Origin of the sequence: Martelella sp. UBA3392 (genome assembly GCF_002358775.1) — a bacterium.
GTDB lineage: Bacteria > Pseudomonadota > Alphaproteobacteria > Rhizobiales > Rhizobiaceae > Martelella > Martelella mediterranea.
This window is the reverse complement of record NZ_DEPM01000183.1, coordinates 1-4,071: the sequence shown is the minus strand read 5'-3', so window position 1 is coordinate 4,071 and position 4,071 is coordinate 1. Positions and strand designations below refer to the sequence as shown.

Below are 4,071 nucleotides of genomic sequence, written 5' to 3'. Positions count from 1 at the left end.
ACCCCTCTCTGCCCCTGTCGGGGCATCTCCCCCTCAAGGGGGGAGATTGTTTGCTGACAGGTCCAAAAGAAATGCGGCTCAGTCCTTGGCGCGTTCCACGTAGGAGCCGTCCTCGGTGAGGATGACGACGCGGGTGCCGGCGTCAATATGGGGTGGCACCATGGTGCGCAGGCCGTTGGAAAGCATGGCCGGCTTGTAGGAAGACGAGGCCGTCTGGCCCTTGACCACCGGCTCGGTCTCGGTGATTTCGAGCGTCACCTGGCGCGGTAGTTCGAGGGCGATCGCAATGCCTTCGTGGATCGACAAGACCACCGTCATGCCTTCGGAGAGATAGGCTGCGGCATCGCCGACATCGTCCACGCTCATGGTGAGCTGGTCGTAGGTCTCCGGGTTCATGAAGTGATAGCCTTCGCCATCGGCGTAGAGGAAGGTGTGGTCATTGTCCTCGACGAAGGCGCGCTCGACCTGTTCCGTCGTCTTCCAGCGCTCCGAAACCTTGACGCCGTCGGCGATCCGGCGCATGTCCACCTGGGTAACGGGCGTGCCCTTGCCGGGGTGAAAATTCTGGGCGGTGAGCACGACATAGAGCCTGCCGTCGACATCGACGACATTCCCCTTGCGTAGCGACGAGGCGATGACCTTGACCATGAAACTTCCTTGCTTTCAAAGCGCGGCCTCTGGCCGCAATCCTTTGTGAATTGTGAGAGCGGGACTAACGCAAATTGCACCCGAATGCCAGTGCCAAACGCTTGGACCCGCCTGTGAGGCCTTGGAAACCCATATGAACAAGCCGACTGACAGCAGACATGCGGGCGACGGAGCCTGGTGGCGGCCCGGCCGCCATGCCGACCGCCGGCCGGCGCTCCTTGCCCGCAACCGGATGATGGCGGCGATGCGCGGCTGGTTCGCCGCGGAGGATTTCATCGAGGCCGATGTGCCGGCGTTGCAGGTCTCGCCCGGCAACGAGACCCATCTCCACGCCTTTGCCGCCACCATGATCGGCAATGACGGCGCAGGAAAGCCGATGTATCTCCACACATCGCCCGAATTCACCGCCAAGAAACTGCTGGCGGCGGGCGAGGAGCGGCTGGTGTGCTTCTCCCGCGTCTATCGCAATCGCGAGCGCGGGCCGCTGCACCACCCCGAATTCACCATGGTGGAATGGTATCGCGCCCATGCGCCCTATGAGCGGTTGTTTGAGGATTGCCAGGCACTGCTGGCGCTGGCGGCAAAGGCGGCGAGGGCGACGCAGTTCTCGTGGCGCGGCAGGACCTGCGATCCGTTCGCCGCCATCCAGCGAGTGAGCGTGGCCGAGGCCTTTGCGCGCTATGCCGGGATCGATCTTCTGGCGACCATCAGCCATGAAGGGAAAGGGGACCGCGAGGCCCTTGCCGCCCGGTTGCTCAAGGCGGGGCTTCGCCATGGCCCGGACGATAGCTGGTCGGACATGTTCTCGCGCGTGCTGGTGGAAAAGGTCGAGCCGGAACTTGGTCACGGGGCGGCGACGGTGCTTGACGCCTATCCTGCCTGCGAGGCCGCGCTTGCACGCAAGAGCGAAACCGATCCCCGGATCAGCGAACGTTTCGAGCTCTATGTCTGCGGCGTTGAGCTTGCCAATGGCTTCGGCGAGTTGACCGATGCCGACGAACAGCGCCGACGCTTCGTCGCCGACATGGCGGAAAAGCAGCGCATCTACGGCGAGACCTATCCGATCGACGAGGATTTTCTCGACGCACTCACGATCATGCCGCCGGCAAGCGGCATCGCGCTCGGCTTCGACAGGCTGGCGATGCTCGCCATCGGCGCCCGCCGCATCGAGGACGTGCTATGGGCGCCCGTTGCCGGAAGATAGGGCATTTCCGGTAAACACCGGAAATGCCCTATCTTTTTGTTTTTTGCGCGCGTCCGGACGGAAAACCGGTATCCACTTTTCCTGGACGCGCTCCAGGCCTCAATGGGCGTTGCAGGCAAGCCGCGTGTCCGGTTCGTTCAGGACCGGCTGCAGCGTGGTGAGCTGCGCCTTGCCGCCATTGCGAAGATCCGGCTGGATGATCATCGGCGAATTCTTCGGCCACCATTCGCCGCTCGCCCAGTAGGCCCAGCCGATCCAGGCCTTGGGGTTCTGCTCGATGATGTCGACCATCTGCTTCAGGCCTCTGAGGCAGGAGAGCTGGTCGGACGTACCGAATTCGCCGAGAAAACCCTGATAATCATTGGCGTTCAGCCAGTTGGTGAAACTTTGTATCGCGCTTACGGCGCCGTCGATCTGATTGCAATTGTCGCTCTTGCCGGAAAAATCGTCATCGGCATATTGGTGCACCTCGAAGGCGAAGTTGTCCACCGGGTCCTGCACCCCGGTCATGACGGAGGCGTTGGAGTTGCCGTAGAAACTCTGGCTCCAGCTGTGCGCGCCCGACCAGGCGGTGCCGGGCACCAGCACGAGATTGCCGGCGCCGATATCGCGGATCGATTTCAGCGCCGCGTTGGCCGCCGTCAGCCAGTCCGCCGCCTCGATATCATGCGGCTCGTTCATCAGGCCGAAGATCACATCCTCGTCATTGGCAAACACCGCGCCGAGGCGCTTCCAGAAATCGGCAAAGGCCGCGACCGGCACATTGGGGCTGCCGATCACCTCGCCGCGATAGCGCGCGTAATTATGGGGATCGAGGATCACCACCATGTCGTTTGCATGGGCGTCGTCCACCGTTTGCTGAATGCGCGACAGTTCCGTGTCATCCAGAATGCCGTTTAGCTGCGGTTGCAACCTTTCCCACAGGAAGGGCAGGCGGATGGCGTTGAACTTGTCGCTGGCAAGCGAATCGATGGTTTCCTTGGTGGGATAAATATAGCCCTCGCCATAGGGATCGCCCGGCTTGCCAAACTCGGCGCCGGCGACATTGATGCCGCGCAGGCTCATCTCACAAGCAGCGGCCATGCCGGCCTGAACCGAGACCGAAAGCGCGGTCAGCGAAACCGCCGCCGTAAAAAACAGCTTCCTGAGGCTGGCAGAGGCGCTGGGGCACGGCAAAAACCCTTTCAGACTTGGCATTCACAAAACTCCGGACATGGCTCCATCGGATGGCGCCTTTATGGTAGCAGCGATGAACTATCAGGAGTATAGCGCACAGCTTTGTCAATGATACGGCGACACGACTTATTTGGTTTCCCGGCTGTCGTTTTTCCAGTTATGACCGGCCTCGGCATGCTTGCTTGGCGGCAATCGACCTTTATGCGTCGCCGATGCAATAGCGTGACAGCCCAGCCCATAGTCTGATGCGCTGGACACGGCAGCGGTTGAAAGCGCTGTCGCAAGCTTTTATGACCGATCGGCCGCCGCGATACGCTGGCGCTCAAGGAATGGGAGACGGCTATGAATAATTATGTGCTTACGGTGACCTGCCCTTCCACGCGTGGCATCGTTGCCGCGATTTCCGGCTATCTCGCCGCCGAGGGCTGCAACATCATCGACAGTTCGCAATATGACGACCTGGACACCGGCCGGTTTTTCATCCGCATCAGCTTCATATCCGAAACCGGTGCCGCTCTTGAGAGCCTGAGGAACGGTTTCGAAGCGGTCGCCGCGCCGTTTTCGATGGACTACAAGTTCCATGACGGCGCCTACAAGATGAAGACGCTGATCATGGTGTCGCGCTTCGGCCATTGCCTCAACGACCTGCTCTATCGCTGGCGCATCGGCGCGCTGCCGATCGATATCGTCGGCGTGGTCTCGAACCACCTCGATTACCAGAAGCTGGTGGTCAATCATGATATCCCGTTCTTCCATATCCCGGTGAACAAGGAGAACAAGGCGGCGGCCGAGGCGCGGCTGATGGAACTGATCGACCAGACCGATACCGAGCTTGTCGTGCTGGCGCGCTACATGCAGGTGCTGTCCGATGCGCTTTGCCGGAAGATGGAGGGAAGGGTGATCAATATCCACCATTCCTTCCTGCCGTCCTTCAAGGGCGCCAATCCCTACAAGCAGGCCTATCAGCGCGGGGTCAAGCTGATCGGCGCGACGGCGCATTACGTGACGCCGGATCTCGACGAGGGGCCGATCATCGAGCAGGA

General features: G+C 61.2%; 4 protein-coding genes. 2 read left to right on the top strand and 2 right to left on the bottom strand.

The window, feature by feature from the left end; all coding sequences use genetic code 11:
- Positions 1-78 precede the first annotated feature (78 nt).
- A complete protein-coding gene (efp, locus tag B4E36_RS14215; protein WP_292051801.1) occupies positions 79-648 on the bottom strand; it encodes an elongation factor P in 570 nt (189 codons plus the stop codon).
- A 133-nt stretch (positions 649-781) separates the two neighbouring features.
- Between efp and epmA the strand changes: the two genes are divergently transcribed.
- A complete protein-coding gene (epmA, locus tag B4E36_RS14210) occupies positions 782-1,852 on the top strand; it encodes an EF-P lysine aminoacylase EpmA (protein WP_292051803.1) in 1,071 nt (356 codons plus the stop codon).
- 99 nt (positions 1,853-1,951) lie between these two features.
- Here epmA and B4E36_RS14205 read toward each other — a convergent pair whose 3' ends face one another.
- Positions 1,952-3,049, bottom strand: coding sequence for a glycoside hydrolase family 5 protein (locus B4E36_RS14205; RefSeq protein ID WP_292051806.1), 1,098 nt, complete (start codon positions 3,047-3,049; stop codon positions 1,952-1,954).
- Positions 3,050-3,370: 321 nt separating this feature from the next.
- Here B4E36_RS14205 and B4E36_RS14200 point away from each other — a divergent pair.
- Positions 3,371-4,071, top strand: a 701-nt coding sequence (locus B4E36_RS14200) for a formyltetrahydrofolate deformylase (protein WP_345900489.1), incomplete at its 3' end; no start/stop codon positions are given.

Bases quoted from the DNA above. Each gene is read 5' to 3' on its own strand.
- efp (WP_292051801.1), bottom strand. From the start codon at position 648: ATGGTCAAGGTCATCGCCTCGTCGCTACGCAAGGGGAATGTCGTCGAT.
- epmA (WP_292051803.1), top strand. From the start codon at position 782: ATGAACAAGCCGACTGACAGCAGACATGCGGGCGACGGAGCCTGGTGG.
- B4E36_RS14205 (WP_292051806.1), bottom strand. From the start codon at position 3,049: ATGCCAAGTCTGAAAGGGTTTTTGCCGTGCCCCAGCGCCTCTGCCAGC.